This window comes from Cryobacterium sp. CG_9.6 (assembly GCF_029893365.1).
GTDB lineage: Bacteria > Actinomycetota > Actinomycetes > Actinomycetales > Microbacteriaceae > Cryobacterium.
Genome location: NZ_JARXUZ010000001.1, coordinates 823,239 through 842,140, shown reverse-complemented (window position 1 = coordinate 842,140; position 18,902 = coordinate 823,239). Strand labels below are relative to the sequence as shown.

Annotated in this window: 15 protein-coding genes; 6 read left to right on the top strand and 9 right to left on the bottom strand. The window is 65.5% G+C overall.

Annotation, left to right across the window (positions count from 1 at the left end; genetic code table 11):
* Positions 1-4: 4 nt before the first annotated feature.
* From H4V99_RS03845 to H4V99_RS03825, 5 genes are all read right to left on the bottom strand, one after another.
* The gene (locus H4V99_RS03845) at positions 5-1,279 is read right to left on the bottom strand and encodes a hypothetical protein (protein WP_280675692.1); all 1,275 of its coding nucleotides are present in this window, start codon (positions 1,277-1,279) and stop codon (positions 5-7) included.
* A 52-nt stretch (positions 1,280-1,331) separates the two neighbouring features.
* The gene (locus H4V99_RS03840) at positions 1,332-2,213 is read right to left on the bottom strand and encodes an NAD(P)H-hydrate dehydratase (protein ID WP_280675690.1); all 882 of its coding nucleotides are present in this window, start codon (positions 2,211-2,213) and stop codon (positions 1,332-1,334) included.
* A gap of 51 nt (positions 2,214-2,264) precedes the next feature.
* Complete coding sequence (locus H4V99_RS03835; RefSeq protein WP_280675688.1) at positions 2,265-3,302, bottom strand: hemolysin family protein; 1,038 nt, start codon at positions 3,300-3,302, stop codon at positions 2,265-2,267.
* The gene (locus H4V99_RS03830; RefSeq protein WP_280675686.1) at positions 3,299-4,663 is read right to left on the bottom strand and encodes a hemolysin family protein; all 1,365 of its coding nucleotides are present in this window, start codon (positions 4,661-4,663) and stop codon (positions 3,299-3,301) included. The genes H4V99_RS03835 and H4V99_RS03830 overlap by 4 nt, the downstream gene beginning before the upstream one ends.
* 93 nt (positions 4,664-4,756) lie before the next feature.
* Positions 4,757-6,196: a GuaB1 family IMP dehydrogenase-related protein gene (locus H4V99_RS03825; protein WP_280675684.1), complete on the bottom strand. Its 1,440-nt coding sequence runs from the start codon at positions 6,194-6,196 to the stop codon at positions 4,757-4,759.
* Between the two features lie 132 nt (positions 6,197-6,328).
* Here H4V99_RS03825 and H4V99_RS03820 point away from each other — a divergent pair, with 132 nt between their 5' ends.
* Positions 6,329-10,102 carry a multifunctional oxoglutarate decarboxylase/oxoglutarate dehydrogenase thiamine pyrophosphate-binding subunit/dihydrolipoyllysine-residue succinyltransferase subunit gene (locus tag H4V99_RS03820; RefSeq protein ID WP_280675682.1) on the top strand — a complete coding sequence of 1,258 codons (3,774 nt, stop codon included), beginning with the start codon at positions 6,329-6,331 and terminating at the stop codon, positions 10,100-10,102.
* A gap of 100 nt (positions 10,103-10,202) precedes the next feature.
* Here the strand turns inward: H4V99_RS03820 and H4V99_RS03815 are convergent, their stop codons facing one another.
* Together H4V99_RS03815 and H4V99_RS03810 are read right to left on the bottom strand one after the other, a co-directional pair.
* A complete protein-coding gene (locus tag H4V99_RS03815; RefSeq protein WP_280675680.1) occupies positions 10,203-10,445 on the bottom strand; it encodes a zf-HC2 domain-containing protein in 243 nt (80 codons plus the stop codon).
* The gene (locus H4V99_RS03810; RefSeq protein WP_280675678.1) at positions 10,445-11,149 is read right to left on the bottom strand and encodes a sigma-70 family RNA polymerase sigma factor; all 705 of its coding nucleotides are present in this window, start codon (positions 11,147-11,149) and stop codon (positions 10,445-10,447) included. Before H4V99_RS03810 ends, H4V99_RS03815 begins: the two co-directional genes overlap by 1 nt.
* Positions 11,150-11,192: 43 nt before the next feature.
* On the opposite strand from H4V99_RS03810, the gene aroA reads away from it, so the two are divergent.
* The 4 genes from aroA to bcp all read left to right on the top strand — a co-directional run bounded on the left by aroA (position 11,193) and on the right by bcp (position 16,378).
* Positions 11,193-12,554 carry a 3-phosphoshikimate 1-carboxyvinyltransferase gene (aroA, locus tag H4V99_RS03805; RefSeq protein ID WP_280675676.1) on the top strand — a complete coding sequence of 454 codons (1,362 nt, stop codon included), beginning with the start codon at positions 11,193-11,195 and terminating at the stop codon, positions 12,552-12,554.
* Positions 12,555-13,616, top strand: coding sequence for a ribosome small subunit-dependent GTPase A (rsgA, locus tag H4V99_RS03800; RefSeq protein ID WP_280675674.1), 1,062 nt, complete (start codon positions 12,555-12,557; stop codon positions 13,614-13,616).
* 162 nt (positions 13,617-13,778) lie between these two features.
* Positions 13,779-15,860 carry a prolyl oligopeptidase family serine peptidase gene (locus tag H4V99_RS03795; protein ID WP_280675672.1) on the top strand — a complete coding sequence of 694 codons (2,082 nt, stop codon included), beginning with the start codon at positions 13,779-13,781 and terminating at the stop codon, positions 15,858-15,860.
* A gap of 41 nt (positions 15,861-15,901) precedes the next feature.
* Positions 15,902-16,378, top strand: coding sequence for a thioredoxin-dependent thiol peroxidase (gene bcp, locus H4V99_RS03790; RefSeq protein ID WP_280675670.1), 477 nt, complete (start codon positions 15,902-15,904; stop codon positions 16,376-16,378).
* Between the two features lies 1 nt (position 16,379).
* On the opposite strand, the gene H4V99_RS03785 is transcribed toward bcp, so the two are convergent.
* Positions 16,380-16,829, bottom strand: a complete 450-nt coding sequence (locus H4V99_RS03785; protein WP_280675668.1) for a hypothetical protein — start codon at positions 16,827-16,829, stop codon at positions 16,380-16,382.
* Positions 16,830-17,013: 184 nt separating this feature from the next.
* On the opposite strand from H4V99_RS03785, the gene H4V99_RS03780 reads away from it, so the two are divergent.
* Positions 17,014-17,262, top strand: a complete 249-nt coding sequence (locus H4V99_RS03780) for a WhiB family transcriptional regulator (RefSeq protein WP_035837005.1) — start codon at positions 17,014-17,016, stop codon at positions 17,260-17,262.
* A 120-nt stretch (positions 17,263-17,382) separates the two neighbouring features.
* Here the strand turns inward: H4V99_RS03780 and H4V99_RS03775 are convergent, their stop codons facing one another.
* Positions 17,383-18,882 carry a PAS domain-containing sensor histidine kinase gene (locus H4V99_RS03775; RefSeq protein WP_280675666.1) on the bottom strand — a complete coding sequence of 500 codons (1,500 nt, stop codon included), beginning with the start codon at positions 18,880-18,882 and terminating at the stop codon, positions 17,383-17,385.
* Positions 18,883-18,902: the final 20 nt, after the last annotated feature.

The following is an 18,902-nucleotide window of genomic DNA, read 5'->3' as shown; positions in this document are numbered from 1 at the left end:
CTCCTTAGCCGTTCGCGGACACCCGTGAGCCGGGTGATGCTTCGCTCCTGCGATCGTACGACCACAACTCGCGTACCGCCCACCCGAGCAGCACAAATTCGAGCAGGTTCCGCACACTCAGCACGAGCACGAGTGCCGGATCGGCGACCAGCATCCCGTCATAGAGGTAGGGATAGATGATCTGCGTGAGTGCCGCCAGCATCAGCGCGAGCACGGCCGGTGTGCGCCAGCCGGCACCGTGCCACACGAGCCCGAGAATCACGGGCGCCGCCAGCCAGGAGATGAATTGCGGCGACCCCACCTTGTTGAAGGCGATGAGCGTTGTGGTGAGGGCCAGAACCAGCGGTGAGAACACCGTAACGAAGGCCGCGCCGGACCGCGTGGCACGCACGCCGAGCAGCAGAACGACCGCAGCCATCACGGCCATCAGCGGGGTCATGAACGCACTGACCACCGCCACACCGGGTCCAGCCACCTGAAACGTGAGAATCTCCGTGTCGTAATACAGGGAACTGCCGGGCACCCGCAGTGCGGTGAGCCACATCCAGATTCCAGCCACCGGGGCTTCGATCTGAATACCCCGGGAGGTCTGCGCGGTCACGAAGCTGAGCACGTTGGCGCCACTCCCCAGCACGACCGCGAGGCCCACAATGGCGACGCTGATGCCGGCGGCGAGCAGCAGCATCCGCCAGCGTTGGGGCCACACCACGAACAGGGCCGCGAGCGCGGCGGCCGGCCAGATCTTCACCCACGTGGCGAGCACGAGCAGCGTGGTTCCCCAGAACGGTCGGGAACCAAGCCAGAGGAGGCCGATGATGGCCACGGGCACGGTGATGGAGTCGATACGGGCCAGGGCAACCGGGCCAAGCAGCAGCTGAAACCCGAGCCACCACCAGGCGGCGACCACCCGGTGCGGTCGCAGCCTGCGCACAAGCACGAAGAAGGCGAGGGCATCCAGCACGGTCACGAGCAGGAACCACGTGTAGAGGTAGAGGGCATCACCGAGTATCAGCGCGGTGCCGATGGGAACCATGGCGAGCACCGGATAAACGAACGGCGTCGTGATTCCCATGATGGTTCCGGTGCGCAACCCCTCAGCCCACCCGCGATAGACGACCGCAATATCACCGAGGGCGTTGCCGGGCCCGAAGAGCGCCAGCCACACAATGACGAGGTGCACAAGAACGAACGCGCCCCAGAGCACAATCGGTATGTGCAGAATCGGTCCGTGCAGAACCAGTTGCTGCGGCACAGCTCGATGCGGCAGGGGTCGTGTCACGTGATCACTGTACCCCGAGCACTGACACCCGGCGCTGGCCCGCAGAAACGGCCTAGTGCTTGCCCTCCGTGGGCACAGCGAGCAGTGCGCGAATGACGGTGGGAACCGCCTCGGCCACGTCGAGCGCCGCAAGCGGTCCCCCCGCTGCGGCCAGTTCGGCAGCGCGAGCGTGCACGAGCGCGGCCGTGGCAGCGAGAGAAACGAGAGCATCGGCATCCGCTGCAATATGTTCGGTATGAGTGGCCACAAGTGCCCCGAGGATGCCCCCGAGCACGTCGCCGGAACCGGCCGTCGCCAGCCAGGCGGGGGCGTTCGACACCGTCAACCGGGCTCCCGACGGGGAGGCGATGCGCGTCACGCTGCCCTTGAGCAGCACCGTGACGTTGAGGCTGCGCGCGCTCCGGATGGCCCACTCGCCGGGAGCGGCCGCAATCTGCGCTGCGCTCACCGATTTCACCGTGCCGCGCCGCGCATTCAGCAGGGTCGCCAGCTCCCGGTAATGGGGGGTGATCACGATCGGTCGCACAGCATCGGTAGCGTCCGTCACGAGGTCAAGCGCTCCGGCATCCACCACCGTGGGGAGTCCCTCGGCGAGCGCGGCCTCGAGGGCGCGCGTAGTTTTCTCACCGCGACTGGCTGCGTCGATTCCCGAGCCGAGCAGCCAGGCCTGCACGCGCCCGGCTACGGTCACCACCTCCGGTCGACGCTGCAGCACCAGGGACGTGGCCCGCTGCGGACCGAGGTAGCGCACCATGCCGACCCCCGTGCGCACAGCGGCCTCGGCACCGAGCACTGCCGCTCCCGGATAGTTCTTTGATCCCGTGAGAATGCCGAGCACGCCTCGGGTATATTTATCGTCCGCCGGGCCCGGAACGCGGATCCAGTCGCTCGCCTGATCGGCATTCCATTCCAGCCAACCTCGGGGTTTCGCCATGACCCCACGATAGGTGGTTTGTGCGCGGTGCGTGCACAGCAGCACGGAGCGTCACTGGCGGCGCGTGGCGTCCTGAACCTCACCCACGAGTTCCTCGATGATGTCTTCGAGAAAGAGGATGCCGGTGGTTTCGCCGAGCTCGGTAAACGAGCGAGCCAGATGCGCACCGGAACGACGCATGGTGGCGAGGGCGTCCTCTAGGTCCGTGTCTTCGAAAATCGACGCGAGTTGGCGGATGCGCTTACCGGGTATCTGATTCTTGTACTCGGCCGACTCAATATCGAGCACATCCTTCAGGTGCACGTAACCGGTGGGCTCGCCGGCCTCGTCGACCAGAACGTAGCGCGAGAATCCGTGGCGGGTGACCGCCTTCTCCACGTTCGCCGGCGTGGCCGATTCGGGCAGGCTGATGATGTCGACGATCGGCACGGCCACGTCGCTCACCTTACGCGTGGTGAATTCGAACGTGGCGGTGAGCGCACCGGTGCCATCGAAGAGCACGCCCTCCTTCGTGGACTGCGTGATGATGGTCGCGACCTCATCGAGCGTGTACGTGCTGGTCGCCTCATTCTTCGGTTGCACTCCGAACAGACGCAGCACCGCATTGGCCGTGGCATTCAGCGCCACGATCACCGGAGAAAAAATGCGACCGATGAACACGAGCGGGGGCGCCAGAATCAGCACGGCCCGGTCGGGCACGGAGAAGGACAGGTTCTTCGGCACCATCTCGCCGAACACCACGTGGAGGTAGGACACAACCACGAGCGCCACCAGGAACGCGAGGGTACTGATGACCTCCGGAGACAGCCCCGTGAATCCGAGGGGAATCTCAAGCAGATGGTGAATGGCCGGCTCCGACACGTTCAGGATCAGTAGCGAGCACACGGTGATACCCAGCTGGGTGGTGGCCAGCATGAGGGTGGCGTGCTCCATCGCCCACAGTGCCGTTTTAGCACTGCGTTTTCCCGCTTCGGCGAGCGGTTCGATCTGGGACCGACGCGCCGAGATGACCGCGAATTCGGCGCCCACGAAGAAGGCGTTGGCAACAAGCAACACCACAAGCCAGGCAATTCCCGCCCAATCACTCATGACTTCTTCACCTCGCTCTTCTTGTCGTTCTTCTTGGCTTCTCGGGCCGGTTCCGGTTCGGGCTCGGGCACCAGAACGGGTGTGAAGCGCAGCCGGTCAATCCGACGCCCATCCAGCCGCTCAACCTTGAGTTCCCCACCCTCGATGGCGACGGTGTCGCCCACCACCGGGAGACGTCCGAGTACGCTCATCACAAATCCAGCCACGGTCTCGTAGGGACCCTCGTCGGGAATAGCCAGACCTGCGCGTTCCAGCAGTTCGTCGGGGCGCAGCATGCCCGGGAATGTCATCGAGTCCTTTGACCGCACCACGCCCGCGCGCGTGCGATCGTGCTCATCGGCGACCTCCCCCACAATCTCCTCCACGAGATCCTCCAGGGTGGCCACGCCGGCTGTTCCGCCATACTCATCCACGACGATGGCCATCTGGTAGCCACGACCGCGCAGTTCACCGAGCAATCCGTCGAGTTTCATGGTCTCCGGAACGCGCACGGCTTCGGTCTGCAGCGCAGACACCGGAACATTGCTGCGACGCTGCCTCGGAACGGCCACAGCCTGCTTCACGTGCACAATTCCCACCACATCATCGGCGCTTTCATCAATCACCGGAAAGCGCGAGTACCCCGTCTGCCGCGTGAGCTCAATAACATCCTGAGCGGATGCCGTGCGCGAGATCACCGCAACGCGAGGGCGCGGAGTCATCACGTCCGAGGCCGTGTGGCCAGAGAACAGCAGCGTGCGGTGCAGCAGCGTGGCGGTGTCGCTCTCCAGCATCCCAGCCTGGGCGGAGCGCCGCACGAGGGAGGAAAGCTCCTCGGCGGACCGCGCACCCGAGAGCTCTTCCTTCGGTTCGACACCCACGGCGCGCAGCAGCCCATTTGCGCTGCCGTTCAGAACGAGCACGGCGGGCTTGAACACCGTGGTGAACAGGGTTTGCACCGGCACCACCAGCTTCGCGGTCTGAATGGGCAGGGCGAGAGCGAAGTTCTTGGGTACCAGCTCACCAATGATCATCGAGAGCAGGGTGGCCACCACAATCGCCGCGGTCGTGGCAATCGCCGGCACGGTTGCCGCGGGAAGTCCCACAGCCGTGAGCGGTTCGGTCAGCAGTGTGGTGAGGGCGGGCTGCATCGTATAACCAGTGAGCAGCGTGGTGAGGGTGATGCCCAGCTGCGCGCTCGAGAGGTGCGTGGAGGTGATCTTCAGCGCTGCGATGGTGAGCGTCAGTCGGGTTTCACCGCGGTCGCGGCGCGCCTCAAGCTCGGACCGATCCAGATTGACGAGCGCGAACTCACTCGCCACGAAGATGCCCGTGCCGACGGTGAGAAGCAGACCAAACCCGAGCATTATCCACTCAAACATGGCCACCACCATCACTCACGGGCGAGGGTTTATGGGTGGGTTTTGATGAGGCTGGGGGGTCGTCCATTATTCCTCCTACTATAGCCGATATGGCTACCAGGAGACCGGGAGCGCCTTCCCCTCGTCATACCCGGCTGCCGACTGCAGCCCCACCCGCGCCTTGGCGTGAAAATCACGCACCGAGGTGGCGCCGGCGTAGGTGAACGAGCTGCGGAGGCCAGCCGTGATCATGTCCAGCAGGTCTTCGACCGAGGGCCGCAGCGGGTCAAGGTAAATCTTTGAACTGGAGATCCCCTCCGCAAAGAGCGTCTTGCGCGCGAGCTCGTAGGCGTCCAGTCGATCAAAGCGGCTCTGCACCGCCTTGGTTGACGCCATTCCCCAGCTTTCCTTGTAGAGCTGGCCGGCGGCATCCGTGTTGAGCGTCCCGGGCGCCTCGGTGGTGCCGGCGAACCACGAGCCGATCATGACGGATGCCGCGCCCGCGGCCAGCGCCAGCGCCACGTCGCGGGGGTAACGCACGCCGCCATCGGCCCACACGTGTGCGCCGAGGTCGGTGGCTGCCGCGGCCGTTTCGAGCACGGCCGAGAACTGGGGTCGACCAACCGCGGTCATCATGCGCGTCGTACACATGGCGCCGGGCCCCACACCCACCTTCACGATGGTGGCGCCGGCGGTGACGAGATGCTGCACGGCCTCCGCGGTCACCACGTTGCCCGCCACGATGGGCAGACCCAGGTTCAGATCGGCCACAATCGTGACGGCACGCATCATGCCGTCCTGATGGCCGTGGGCGGTGTCAATGACGAGCACGTCCACTCCCGCGGCGGCGAGGGCTTTGGCCTTGGCTGCGACATCCCCGTTAATGCCGATCGCCGCGGCAACCCTGAGTCGTCCCGCGGAGTCGACCGCCGGGCTGTAGAGAGTGGAGCGCAACGCACTCTTGCGGCTGAGCGTTCCCACCACGGCACCGTGGTGCAAAACCGGAGCGAAATCGAGGTCGGCCTCGGTCATGAGGTCAAAGGCACGGCGCGGTCCGTCCACGTCGTCGGCATCGAGTGAGGCCATGGAACCGTGCAGCAGATCGCCGAGACGGGCGTCATCCAACGCGGTGCGCAGCCGGGACGCCACGATGCAGCCCAGGTAGTCGCCCGTGGCGCTATGAATGACGAGCCCCTGGCCATCAACCGGCGGAACCTGACGGAGCGCCGTCTCGACGGTATCGTCGGGCCCGAACACAAAAGGTGTGTCAAAGCGCACGGACTGTGCCTTCACCCAACGAATTGCCGCATCAAGATCCTGCAGGTGCATGTCCTGGGGCAGAACACCAAGTCCACCGCGTCGGGCGAGCGTGGCGGCCAACCGCGGACCGGTGACCGAATTCATGTTCGACGACACGATGGGGAGCGTGGCTCCCGTGCCATCGCCCGGAGCCAGCGACACATCCATGCGACTGGTCACGGCCGACTGTCCCGGCACGAGAAAAACATCGGAGTACGTCAGGTCGCTGGTGGGGGTCGTTCCATAGAACCGCATACCAGAACGCTAGCCGGTGCCGAGGGTGACCGCAGCCGCCGAATATGGGATTAGGCTTGACGCGCAGACCGACCCGGCGAGTGTCCTCGCCAGGGACATCCAAAATCAACGCGGAGAGTAGGCGATCGGACGGTGTCAAGCCAGGTAACCGGTGGAGCTTCTGACGAAAAGACGTCGGGCGAATTCGGAGCGAACGAGTGGCTCGTAGACGAGCTATATGAACGGTACCTCGTGGACAAGGACTCGGTAGATGAGTCCTGGTGGCCCGTGCTGGAGAGCTACCACCAGACCGCAACCGCACCGGCCGATGCTGAAACCAGTGCCGCACCGCAACCGCCTGCCGCTCCTCCCGTGGCCGCCCCGGTTACCGCCCCCGTCGCCCAGGCCCCCGTCGCACCGGCCCCCGTCGCCACCCCGGCAGCCAACCAGCCCACCGCGCGCACCACATCCCGCGCCGCTACGCCGGTTCCGGTTCCCGCTGACGCGCCGGTCACGAGCCCCCTGAAGGTTGTAGCGGATGCCGCTGCGCCCATTGCCGACGACACCATCACCCCGCTCCGCGGCATGAGCAAGGCTCTCGCCACCAACATGATGGCCAGCCTCACCGTGCCCACGGCAACGAGCGTGCGCACCATCCCCGCCAAGCTCCTCATCGACAACCGCATCGTGATCAACAACCACATGAAGCGTGCTCGCGGTGGCAAGGTGTCTTTCACGCACCTCATCGGCTGGGCACTCATCCGTGCGCTCAAGATGTTCCCGAGCCAGAACGTGTACTACGACGAGGTCAACGGCAAGCCCTCGGTCGTCGCCCCTGCCCACGTAGGCATGGGCCTCGCCATCGACATGCCCAAGCCCGATGGCACTCGTGCGCTGCTCGTTCCCACCATCAAGCGCGCCGACACGATGACCTTTGGTGAATTCCTCGTCTCCTACGAGGAACTTGTCGCCAAGGCTCGCCAGAACAAGCTCACAGCGGATGACTTCGCCGGCGCCACGCTGTCCCTCACCAACCCGGGTGGCATCGGCACTGTGCACTCCGTGCCGCGCCTCATGAAGGGGCAGGGCTGCATCATCGGCGCCGGCGCCCTCGATTACCCGGCAGAGTTTCAGGGGGCGAGCGTCAAGACGCTCACCAGCCTGGCCATCTCCAAGACCATCACCCTCACCAGCACCTATGACCACCGCGTCATTCAGGGTGCCGGTTCCGGTGAATTCCTCAAGATCGTGCACGAGCTTCTCATCGGCCAGCACAACTTCTACGAGGACATCTTCTCCGCCCTGCGCATTCCGTACGAGCCCATCCACTGGGCACCCGACATCAGCGTCGACCTCGCCAGCGCCGTTGACAAGACTGCCCGCGTGCAGGAGCTCATCAACTCGTTCCGGGTGCGCGGTCATCTCATGGCCGACATCGACCCGCTCGAATACAAGCAGCGTTCGCACCCCGACCTCGACATCGCCACGCACGGCCTCACCTTCTGGGACCTCGACCGTTCCTTCGTCACCGGCGGATTCGGCGAGAAGCGCCTCATGCTGCTGCGCGACATCCTTGGCGTGCTGCGTGACTCGTACTGTCGCACCACGGGCATCGAGTACATGCACATTCAGGATCCGGCCCAGCGCAAATGGGTTCAGGACAAAATCGAGAAGACCTACGTCAAGCCCTCCCATGTGGAGCAGATGCGTATTCTCGGCAAGCTCAATGAGGCCGAGGCCTTTGAGACCTTCCTGCAGACCAAGTACGTGGGCCAGAAGCGCTTCAGCCTCGAGGGCGGCGAGTGCACAATCCCACTCCTCGACTCGATCCTGCAGGCCTCGGCCGAGCAGGGCCTCGACGAGGTCGCCATCGGGATGGCACATCGCGGCCGCCTGAACGTACTCACGAACATTGCCGGTAAGACCTACGGCGAGATCTTCCGCGAGTTCGAAGGAACGCAGGATCCACGCAATGTGCACGGCTCCGGCGACGTGAAGTACCACCTGGGTACCTCGGGAACGTTCCGCGGCGACAACGGTGCCGAAATTCCCGTGTCGCTCGCCGCCAACCCCAGCCACCTGGAAGCCGGCGACGGCGTGCTCGAGGGCATCGTGCGCGCCAAGCAGGACCGCAAGCCGATCGGATCATTTTCCACCCTGCCCATCCTTATTCACGGTGACGCGGCCATGGCCGGTCAGGGCGTGGTGCTCGAGACGCTGCAAATGTCGCAGCTTCGGGGTTATCGCACCGGTGGAACCATCCACATCGTGGTGAACAACCAGCTCGGCTTCACCACAACGCCAGTGGATGCCCGCACCTCGGTGTACTCAACGGATGTGGCCAAGACCATCCAGGCACCCGTGCTGCACGTGAATGGTGACGACCCCGAAGCCGTGGTGCGCGCCGCCGAGGTGGCGTTTGCGTATCGGCAGGAGTTCCACCGCGACGTGGTGGTTGACCTCATCTGCTACCGCCGCCGCGGGCACAACGAGGGTGACGACCCCTCGATGACCCAACCGCTGATGTACAACCTGATCGAAGCCAAGCGTTCGGTTCGGAAGCTCTACACCGAGGCCCTCGTGGGTCGTGGCGATATCACCGAGGAGGAGTACGAAGGCGCCCACCGCGACTTCCAAGACCGCCTCGAGCGCGCCTTCATGGAGACCCACGCCGCTCAGACAGCGTCGATCCCCATCATCACCCCCGAGATCGCCGCGAAGGCTCACGCTGAGAAGCGTGCGCTCGACGAGGAATCCGCTGCGGGAGAGCCAGCCACGACGGGTGTTGCCGAGTCCGTGATTCATCTGATCGGTGACTCGTTCAACAACAAGCCGGCCGGGTTCACCGTGCACAACAAACTGCAGCAGCTGCTGCAGAAGCGCCTCGACATGAGCCGCAACGGCAACATCGACTGGAGCTTCGGCGAGCTGCTCGCCCTCGGTTCGCTCCTGCTCGAGGGCACACCGGTGCGCTTTGCCGGTCAGGACGCCCGCCGTGGCACCTTTGTTCAGCGCCACGCCGTGCTGCATGACCGGGTCAACGGCCAGGAATGGCTGCCGCTCGCCAACCTCACCGACAAGCAGGCACCGTTCTGGATCTACGACTCGCTGCTGAGCGAGTACGCGGCCATGGGCTTCGAATACGGCTACTCCGTGGAACGGGCCGACGCGCTTGTTCTGTGGGAGGCACAATTCGGTGACTTCGCCAATGGCGCCCAGACGATCATCGACCAGTTCGTGTCGTCGGCCGAGCAGAAGTGGGGACAGCGCTCCTCCGTTGTTCTGCTGCTTCCGCACGGCTACGAGGGTCAGGGACCCGACCACTCCTCCGCGAGGATTGAACGGTTCCTGCAGCTCTGTGCCGAGAACAACATGACCGTTGCCCGGCCGTCCACGCCCGCGTCGTACTTCCACCTGCTGCGTCGTCAGGCATACATGCGCCCGCGGCGTCCGCTGATCGTCTTCACCCCGAAGTCGATGCTGCGTTTGCGCGGAGCAACAAGTTCGGTTGCCGAGCTCACCAGTGGCAAGTTCCAGCCGGTCATCGACGATGCGCGCATCACGGACAAGAGCGCCGTCAAGCGCGTTCTGTTCCTGGCGGGCAAGATCTATTACGACCTGCTCAACGAGCTGGAAAAGAAGCCGAATCCGGAGATCGCGCTGGTTCGCGTCGAGCAGTACTACCCGCTGCCCGCCGCCGAACTCAAGCATGCGGCCAACGAGTACCCCACGGCTGAGCTGGCTTGGGTGCAGGACGAGCCCGAGAACCAGGGCGCCTGGCCGTTCTTCTGCCTGGAGACCAACAAGCTGGGCCCGCGCCCGATTCACCTGTTCTCGCGTCCGGCATCAGCTTCACCCGCTGCCGGTTCGGCTAAGCGTCACGCCGTGGAGCAGGCCGAACTTCTCCGCGCCGCACTGACCCTGTAACGCCGGGAACGCCAACACCAAGGCCCCCACCCGAAACGACGGTTTCGGGTGGGGGCCTTGTTGTGTGCCGGGAACGGACCGCGCCGCCCAGCCGTCGCCGCTAGTGCGTGGACTGGATCGAACGCAGTCGCATCAGCACCTGATCGCGCAGGTCTTCCGGTGTGCTCTCCTTGCAGGCGCGCTGCACGGCGTCGGTGAGCGTGAGACCCACCAGGTGCTCGCTGCTGCAATCGGTGCAGGTCTCGAGGTGCTCCCGAATATCTGCCGCCTCCTCCTTACGGAGTTCGTTGTGCAGGTACTCTTCGAGTTCGGCCTTGGCCTTGTCGCATCCACAATCAGACATTATTTTGTGCTCCCTGAATTCTTCTGGGCTGACCCGAGGCCGCGGTCATTCGCGTATTCGGCCAGCAGTTCGCGAAGAAGTCGCCGGCCACGGTGCAGACGGCTCATCACGGTGCCAATAGGTGTTTTCATAATTTCGGCGATCTCCTGATAGGAGAAGCCTTCGACGTCGGCAAAATACACGGCCAGCCTGAAGTCCTCGGGGATGGACTGCAGGGCGTCCTTCACCGCACTGTCGGGCAGGTGGTCGATGGCCTCAGCCTCGGCCGAGCGCCCCGACATTGCCGTGGTCGACTCGGCGCCGCCCATCTGCCAGTCTTCCAGCTCGTCGATCGTGCCCTGATAGGGCTCGCGCTGCTTCTTGCGATAAATATTGATGAAGGTGTTCGTCAGAATGCGATACAGCCAGGCCTTCAGATTGGTGCCCTGCTCGTACTGTGCAAACGCCGCAAACGCTTTCACAAACGTTTCCTGCACCAAATCCTGCGCGTCGGACGGGTTGCGCGTCATGCGCATGGCCGCCGCGTACAGCTGGTCAATAAAGGGAAGTGCCTGCTCTTCGAACAGGTTCCGGTTCTTTTCGCGAGCCACGTCGGGCGTTTCGGCCAGATCAGGTCCCGCGGGCGTGTCTGAAGTCATCAGTGGCAATTCTAGGCCGTCACGCAGTGAAGTGCTGGGTCGCTCCAGGAGCATCGATACCGTCATAGAATCATTCCTTCACGTCATATCCCGACTATTCTGATAACCGATGTTGATCTCGAGATATTCCAAGCCGGAGTTTGATCCTTACGGCGACAACGTGCCCGTCGAAGCGGATGCCTGGTGGCCGGCCCCCACGGCCGTCGCCCCGCTGGCCTGCACGGTGTCCCTCCCCGGGTCGAAGTCGCTGACCAATCGGGAGCTCGTGTTGTCTGCCCTGGCAGACGCACCGTCGCTGCTGCGGAGCCCTCTGCACTCCCGCGACAGTGACCTCATGGTGGACGCCCTGCGCCAAATGGGAACCCGGATTGAGGCCGTGCCCGGAGCCGGTGCCTTCGGTGCCGACCTGCGCATCACGCCCGCCGCCGAGCTCCTCGGCTCAACCACCGTGGACTGCGGCCTCGCGGGCACGGTGATGCGTTTCGTGCCGCCCCTGGCCGCGCTGGCCCTGGGCCCCACCACGTTTGACGGCGATGCCGGCGCCCGCCGCCGCCCCATGTCCACCATGATCACGGCCCTTCGCGATCTGGGTGCCGACATCAACGACGACGGCCGCCGAGCACTCCCCTTCACCGTGCACGGCCGCGGCGCCGTCACCGGCGGTGAGGTCACGATCGACGCCGGGTCGTCGAGCCAGTTCGTCTCCGGTTTGCTGCTGGCCGCCGCACGCTTCGACACGGGCCTGCACCTGCGGCACTCGGGCGAACGCCTGCCCAGCCTGCCGCACATCGAGATGACCATTGCTACCCTCGCCAATCGCGGTGTCACGGTCACCAGCCCGTCAGTGGGCGAGTGGATTGTGGAACCCGGCACCATTAGCGGCGCCGAGATCGATATCGAACCCGACCTGTCCAACGCGGCCCCGTTCCTCGCTGCCGCCCTCGTCACCGGGGGAAGCGTCACGATTGCGGGCTGGCCGGCACACACCACCCAGGTGGGCGCGCACCTGCAGGATCTGCTCCCGCTCTTCGGCGCTCAGGTGACCCTCGACGGCGATCGCCTCACGGTGGTCGCGGGCGGCGGCATCCACGGGGTTGAACTCGACCTCGGAGCCGCGGGCGAACTCGCTCCCGCTCTCGTGGCGCTGGCCGCTCTGGCCGACTCGCCCAGCACCATCACCGGCATCGGCCACCTCCGACACCACGAGTCCAACCGGCTGGAGGCGCTGGCGACCGAGATCAACCGGCTCGGTGGCAACGTCACCGAGCTGCCCGACGGCCTGCACATCGAGCCGCAGCCACTCACTGGGGGCGAGTGGCGCAGCTACGACGACCACCGCATGGCCACGGCCGGCGCCCTCATTGGCCTCCGTGTGCCCGGAGTTCTCGTGGAAAACATTGCGACCACGGCCAAGACGCTGCCCCAGTTCCCCGAGCTGTGGCACGCCATGCTGCCGGAGGCCCAGCTCTAGATGCACGAGCCTGACGCGGATGCCTGGTGGGCGACGCCCGACGAAGACGAGCCGCAGTATGACGAGTCTGACGTGCGTGTGCGCGCCGGACGTAAGGGCACGAAGCCGCGCTCCAAGACCCGTCCGCAGCACGAGAACGCGCTGACCGGGCGCATTCTCACCGTAGACCGCGGCCGCTACACCGTGATGCTCGACGAGAATCAGCCCACCGAGCGGCGGGTCACCGCGGCGCGCGCGAGCGAGCTGCGCAAGAAAGCCGTCGTCAATGGCGACCGGGTGGACATTGTGGGCAACACCACCGGCGAGGAGGGCACCCTCGCCCGCATCGTGCGCATCGTGGATCGGGACACGCTGCTGCGCCGCAGCGCCGACGACACCGACGCCGTGGAACGTGTCATTGTGGCCAATGCCGACCAGATGCTCATCGTGGTCGCCGCGGCCAACCCGGAGCCACGCATCCGCTTGGTGGATCGCTATCTGGTGGCCGCCTACGACGCCGGGGTCTCCCCCATTCTCTGCATCACCAAAACCGACCTGGCCGACCCGAGCGAGTTTCTGGCGAATTTTGCCGGCCTCGACCTGCCGGTGTTCCAAAGCAGCGAGGGCGAGATGCCCATTGACGCCATCTCAGCCGCTCTGGTGGGGCATGACACGGTTTTTGTGGGTCACTCAGGGGTGGGCAAGTCCACGCTCGTGAACGCGCTCGTACCGGGCACCAACCGCGCCATCGGCGTCGTCAACACCGTCACCGGGCGCGGGCGCCACACGTCCTCCTCCACGGTCTCCCTGCGACTCGAAACGGATGCCGGCCGCGGCTGGGTCATCGACACTCCCGGCGTGCGCTCCTTCGGCCTCGGCCACATTGATACCGCCAACATTCTGAAGGCCTTCACCGACCTGGCCACCATTGCGGAACGCTGCCCGCGCGGCTGCACGCACCTGCCGAGCTCCCCGGACTGCGCCATCATCGAGGCCGTCGAGGCCGGCGAACTCGGTGACACCGGCCGGGTGCGCCTCGACTCCCTGCAGCGCCTGCTCGCCACGTTCGCTCCCGCCCGCTGACCCGGCCACCCGTCGCCGAACCGGTTCCCGGTGGCCGCGCCGGTATTCGGTGGCCGCGCCGGTATTCGGTGGCCGGCGCGCCCCAGATGGGTGGGCGCTACGCCGGTTACCGTGGCGGCCACCGATGTGGGGCGCGGCGAGGGGCAGCGCTACGGTTGAAGCATGACATTGCCGTCTTCGCCCACACCGTTCACCGTTCTCGATGACTTCATCGCGCTGCCGAGGGTCGAGGGACTCGCCCTATCACCCGACGGCCGCTGGGCGGTGCTCACCGTGGCAACACTGAACCGCGATGGCACCAGTTACGACCGGGCACTCTGGTCGGTCGCTGCCGACGGCTCCGGCACACCGACCCGGCTCACCCGCTCCGCCACCGGCGAATCCGGGGTGGCGTTCACCGGCTCCGGCGACGTGCTGTTCGTCTCGGCCCGCCCCGACTCGGCCGCCGAGAAAGACTCCGATGTGGCGCAGCTCTGGCTGCTTCCCGCTGAGGGCGGCGAGGCACGCGCGGTCACCAGGCTCGTGGGAGGTGTCGCCGCCATCGCCGCGACGGCCACCGAATCCGACCTCGTCGTCATCACCGCACCGCTGCTCGTGAGCGCCGTGGACCTCGAGGCCGACGCCCAGTCCCGCACCCGGCGCACCGACAAAAAGGTCGCCGCCATCCTGCACGAAACCTACCCGGTGCGCTTCTGGGACCACGATCTGGGTCCGGCCGAGCCACATCTGCTCTCGCTCGATCTGCACGACCTCTCCGACGCGGTTGCCACCTTCACCCCGCCGGTAGCGGATGCCCCGGCCAGCTACCCCACAGACCTGCCGCGCCCACAGGACCTCACGCCCGGAGCCGGCCGCGCCGCCGACACGGCCGGCAGCGCGCTCACCCCCGATGGCCGCACCCTCATTGCGGCCCTGCGCGTGCAGGAACAGCGCTCCGGACGGCACATTCTCGTGGCGATCGACGTGCAGACCGGACTGCAGACCACCCTGTTCGACGAACCCCGGGTGCACTTCGAGGCACCCACCGTCAGCCGGGATGGACGCCGGATCGCCTACCTGCGCGTGGCATTCAGCACGCCGGACGGCCCAGCCGACCAGGAGATCTGGGTTGCCGACCGTGACGGCAGCAACGCACGTCGCATTGCCGCCGGCTGGGACCGCTGGCCCTCGAGCATGATCTTTGACCGTGACGACACGGCCCTGATCGTGACCGCCGACCACCTCGGGCGCGGCCCGGTGTTCAGCATTCCGCTGGATGGGGCATCCGTTCAGCAGATCACCACCGATGACTTCAGCTACACGAATGTGGCCGTCGATGCGTCGACCGGCGATCTCGTGGCGCTGCGGTCGTCGTGGACCGCGCCGGCGCATCCGGTTCGAATTTCTCGTTCCGGAACCGTGCTGCCCCTGGCCACCCCGGCCGCCCTGCCTGCCGCTCCGGGCACGATCACCGAGGTTGAGACGCTGGCCGAGGACGGCACGCCGGTGCGAGCCTGGCTCCTGCTCCCTGAGGGCGCTTCGGCCGCCTCCCCTGCTCCGCTGCTGCTGTGGATTCACGGTGGCCCGCTGAACAGCTGGAATGCGTGGAGCTGGCGCTGGAGCCCGCTCCTCGCCGTGGCGCGCGGCTACGCGGTGCTCCTGCCCGACCCGGCCCTCTCCACCGGGTACGGGCTCGACTTCATCGCCCGCGGCTGGAATGCGTGGGGCGCCAAGCCGTACACCGACCTGCTGGCCATAACGGATGCCGCCGAGTCGCGTGTCGACATCGACGAGACCCGGACCGCCGCGATGGGCGGGTCGTTTGGGGGCTACATGGCCAACTGGGTGGCCGGGCACACGGACCGGTTTCGGGCCATCGTCAGCCACGCAAGCCTGTGGGCGCTGGACCAGTTCAACGGCACGACCGACAACTCGCACTATTGGCAGAGCATTTTCTCGACGCAGGGCATGAGTGACAGCTCGCCGCACCACAGCGTGGCGAACATTGTGACGCCGATGCTCGTGATTCACGGTGATCGTGACTACAGGGTTCCCCTCGGCGAAAGCCTGCGCCTGTGGTCGGAACTCGCCGAGCATCATGCCGAGCCCGACGGCTCGACCGTGCACAAGTTTCTGTTCTTCCCCGACGAGAATCACTGGGTGCTCAAGCCTCAGCATGCGGTTGTCTGGTACGAGACGGTGTTCGCGTTTCTCGACCAGCACGTGCACGGTGCCGAATGGAAGCGGCCGGAGCTGCTGGGGTGAGGTGCAGCGGCGTTGATCGCAAACCCCGCTAGCGTGGAGTCATGACCGACTCCACACGGCTCGTTGCCGGCGACACCGCACCCCTGTTCATGCTGACCGACCAGGATGGGGCATCCGTTTCGTTGGACGACTTCGCGGGGCGCAAGGTGGTGGTGTATTTCTACCCGGCCGCGATGACGCCCGGCTGCACCACGGAGGCGTGCGACTTTCGTGACAACCTCGCCTCGCTCGCCTCGGCCGGATATCAGGTTCTCGGCATTTCGAAGGATGCCCCGGCCAAGCTCAAGCAGTTTCAGGAGCGTGACGGAGTGAACTTTCCCCTGCTCAGCGACGCCGCACTCGACGTGCACCGCGCCTACGCGGCGTGGGGCGAAAAGAACCTCTACGGCAAGGTTGTCACCGGGGTACTGCGCTCAACGATTGTGATTGATGAGACCGGTGTGGTGCAGCTTGCGCTCTACAACGTGAAGGCCACGGGGCATGTCGCCAGCCTGCGCAAGAAGCTCGGAATCGACTGACCTAGTCGGCGGCGTGACTTGTTGCCGCCACAACCTTGGGCGTGAAGGCGAGCACGAGAACCACGAGTGAGGGCAGCAAAATGGCCCAGCCCACGTCGGGACGCGCGTAGAAACCCTGAAAACACCCGATCGCCACCATGATCTGCACGAGCTGCCAGGTGACAGCGCCGCCGCGGATCCACGGCTGTCGCCGAACGGTGCCCACAGTGATGGCGCTCACCCACACGGCGGCAATGGCTGCGAGACCGAAAATGGCCAGCCCTCCGCCGAGCGAGGCGGGCGTCTGGGTGAGCAGCTCCACGATGAGCCACGCAGCAAGCAGCCACAAGGCCACGGCCTCCAGGGCCAAGAGCACCGTAAAAAGGGCCAATCCGGGCGCACCGGCAAGGTAACGCAGGCGCATTCGCAGGCGCTCCCAGGGGTCCTGATCTGGCTCTTCTCGCTGATTCACAGGTATATTCCATTCGAAACTATTGATTTGACACCCCTATTATGGGACGATATTTGAGGTCCGGTTGACGCTCACAGGGACGTGAGCTTTTCTAGCGTGTTTAGAACTGAGCTTTTTCCTGCAACCGGCCTTACCCGCAACTCTGGCCAATCGGCCGTGCACCCCGCAATAAAGGAGCATCTCTATGGACTGGCGCGACAAAGCTGCCTGCCTCACCGCCGACCCGGAACTTTTCTTTCCGGTTGGTAACACTGGTCCCGCCGTGGATCAGATCGAAAAGGCAAAGTCGGTGTGTGCTCGATGCAACGTCACTGAAGTTTGCCTGCAGTATGCCCTCGAAACCGGACAAGACTCCGGCGTCTGGGGCGGTCTGAGCGAAGACGAGCGCCGCGCCCTCAAGCGCCGCGCCGCTCGCGCCCGTCGCGCCTCCTAAGCGCCACTGAATCCTCGAGCCTGCACCCATCGGTTTACCGGTGAGGTTCAGGCTCGTTTTGGTGCGCCCGGAACCCACGACCGCCGTGGCGGTGGGGAGAAAACCGGGCACCGGCATCCGCTACCCCTCACGCATGAAGCGCAGCGGGATCTCGATGGTGACCTCGGTTCCACTGCCCATCATGGTGTGCCAGTCGATGGTGCCGCCGAGCTCGCCCTGAATGAGTGTGCGCACGATCTGGGTGCCGAGCCCCGAGCCCACCTTGCCCTCGGGCAGTCCGGACCCGGTGTCGCGCACCATCACGGTGAGTGTCTCGTCGGTGCGCTGCGCCTCAATGGACACTTCACCCTCACGCCCGGCGAGGCCGTGCTCCACCGCGTTGGTCACCAGTTCGGTGAGCACCAGAGCGAGCGGGGTGGCATAGGCACTCGGCAGGGTGCCAAAGCTGCCCGAGGACTTGGGGTGCACGGTCGTGTTGTGAGCGGATGCGACCTCCACGGTGAGCAGCAACACCCGGTCGAACACAGCGTCGAAGTCCACGATCTGACTGAGCCCCTCCGACAGGGTGTCGTGCACGACCGCGATCGCGGCGACACGGCGCATGGCCTGAGTGAGTGCCTCGCGCGCCCGATCGGACTGCGTGCGGCGTGCTTGAATGCGCAGCAGGGACGCGACGGTCTGCAGGTTGTTCTTCACCCGGTGGTGAATTTCGCGAATGGTCGCATCTTTGGTGATGAGTTCGCGTTCCTGATGGCGTAACTCGGTCACGTCGCGGCAGAGCACGATGGCCCCCACGCGCTGACCGCGATTGCGGATGGGGATCGCGCGCAGCGAGACGGTGACGCCGCGGGCCTCAATGTCCGTGCGCCACGGCGCCCGTCCGGTGACCACGAGCGGCAGCGACTCATCCACGACGGCCGTTCCCATCCCGGCGAGCAGGCTGGTGGTGACCTCGGCGAGGGATTCTCCCTCGAGCTCATCGGCAAAACCCATGCGGTTGAAGGCGGAGAGCGCGTTCGGGCTCGCGAACGTGGTGAGGCCATCCACGTCCACGCGGATCAGTCCGTCCGAGGCACGCGGTGCCCCTCGTCGGGGGCCGGTCGGTGCACCGAGGTCGGGGAAGTCGCCGGAGGCGATCATGTTGAACAGGTCGTTGGCGCAGTCGTTGAAGGTGAGTTCCTGGCGGCTGGGGGTGCGCGCCTCGCTCAGGTTCGTGTGGCGGGTGAGCACGGCCACCGGCACCGGTGCAACCTGCGTACCCGTGACGCTCAGCCGACGCAGCACCGGAATCGCCCGCACGCGGGTGGGTGTCTCTTCGTACCAGTCCGGCGCGGTCGTATCAACGATTTTGCCGGTCTCGAAGGCCTCGGTCACCTGGTTTCGCCAGTCCACCTTGATGTTCTGGCCCACGAAGTCGCGGTAGAACAGGGTGGCTGCACTCGACGGGCGGGCGTGGGCGACGGCCACGAAGCTTCCGCTCTCGGTGGGCACCCACACCACAATGTCGGCGAAGGCAAGGTCAGCGAGCAGCTGGCCGTCGGCGACCAGCATGTGGAGCCAGTCCACGTCTTCGGCCGTGCTGCGGCCATGGGCAAGTACGAGATCACTAAGCGTCGACACGATCAATAGCCTAGGCTAGC